Origin of the sequence: Saccharopolyspora sp. NPDC002686 (genome assembly GCF_040295745.1) — a bacterium.
Lineage (GTDB): Bacteria > Actinomycetota > Actinomycetes > Mycobacteriales > Pseudonocardiaceae > Saccharopolyspora > Saccharopolyspora oryzae.
Genome location: NZ_JBEOVY010000648.1, coordinates 1 through 1555, shown reverse-complemented (window position 1 = coordinate 1555; position 1555 = coordinate 1). Strand labels below are relative to the sequence as shown.

General features: G+C 72.7%; 1 protein-coding gene. It reads right to left on the bottom strand.

Annotated elements, in window-relative coordinates; all coding sequences use genetic code 11:
- Positions 1-43: 43 nt before the first annotated feature.
- A partial coding sequence (otsB, locus tag ABTZ89_RS38600; RefSeq protein WP_351054434.1) for a trehalose-phosphatase occupies positions 44-1555 on the bottom strand: 1512 nt, incomplete at its 5' end.

Below are 1555 nucleotides of genomic sequence, written 5' to 3'. Positions count from 1 at the left end.
TCGTCGTCGGGGTCGAAGTCCTGGAAGCCGAACTGCCAGGAGTTCATCGCGCTTCCGGGGGCGCGATGCGGGAGAGCAGCTCCAGCAGCGGGGGCGTGCCGTCGACGCTGCAGTGCGCCCAGGTCAGGCGGTCGCCGTGCTCGGCGCTGAGCACGACGATGCCGAGGCCGTCGTCGTGGATCTCGCGCAGCGCGTCCTCGTCGGTGTAGTCGTCGCCGGCGAAGACCGGCACCAGCTCGGCTCCGGCCAGGCCGCTGCGCTCCAGCAGCCAGCGCAGCGCCCGGCCCTTGTTCCAGTCGATGTCGGGCAGCAGCTCGACCACCTTGCGGCCGTGGGCCACGCGCAGGCCGGCGAGTTCCGCACCGACCTGCCGCACGGCGGCGATCACCCGGTCCACCTCGTCCGGGGGAACGTTGCGGTAGTGCGCGGCGAGCGCGAACCGCTTGCGGTCGACCAGCGCGCCGGTCACCGGTTCCAGCTCGGCGGACAGGCGTTGCTCGGCCACGTCGAGAGCGGGCAGCGCGGCTTCGCCCGCCTGCTGCGCGACCGGCTCGCCGCTGGGCCCGACCAGCTCGAACCCGTGGCTGCCCGCGTACCAGATGCCCTCGACCCGCACCCTGCAGCGCACGTCGCTGAGGTCGCGGCCGCTGATCACCGCCACCGGGCAGCGGTGGACGAGGTCCTGCAGCGCCGTGCGGGTCGGCACCGGCAGCGAGACCTTCGTCGGATCTTTGCGGATCGGTGCGAGGGTGCCGTCGAAGTCCAGCAGCAGCACCGGGCGACGGCCTCGCAACCGGGTGGTGATCTCGTCCCAGCGCTCGAGCCCGTCGGGGACCTCGGACAGCCGCCGCTGCCCGGACGCCGCGACGGTGACGTCGGCCAGGGTGGACACCACCACGTCCGCCCCCGCGTCGACCAGACTGCTCGGCAGGCCCGTGCGGTCGATGCCGACGACCAGCGCGAAGCCACCGGCGCGGGCCGCCGCGACGCCTGCTTCGGCGTCCTCCACCACTGCTGTCCGAGATGGTGGTGCGCCCAGCCGCCGGGCGGCTTCGAGGAAGAGCGAGGGATCGGGTTTGCCGGACAACTCCAGCCCCGCTGCGACCAGGCCGTCGACGCGGACGCCGAACAGGTGCCCGATGCCGGCTCGTTCGAGCACGCGGGCGCAGTTGCGGCTCGCGGAGACCACGGCGGTCTCGATGCCGTGCTGGTGCAGCGACTCGACGAGCGAGATGGCGTCGGCGAACACCTCGACGCCCTGCGCGTCGAGCGCAGCCGAGAAGTGCGCGTCCTTGAGCTTGCCCAGACCGTGGGCCGTTTCCTCCCCGGGCTCGTCGTCCGCATCGCCGCGGGACAGCCAGATACCGCGGGAGCGCAGGAAGTCCAGCACGCCGTCGACGCGCGGCTTGCCGTGGACGTGGTGGAGGTAGTCGTCGTCGGTGAACGGGTGGTGGTCCTCCGCCGGGTTCGGGGCGCGCTCGGCCAGGTATTGGTCGAACAGGCCTTTCCACGCTGCGGAGTGCAGCCGCGCGGTGTCGGTCAGCACCCCGTCCAT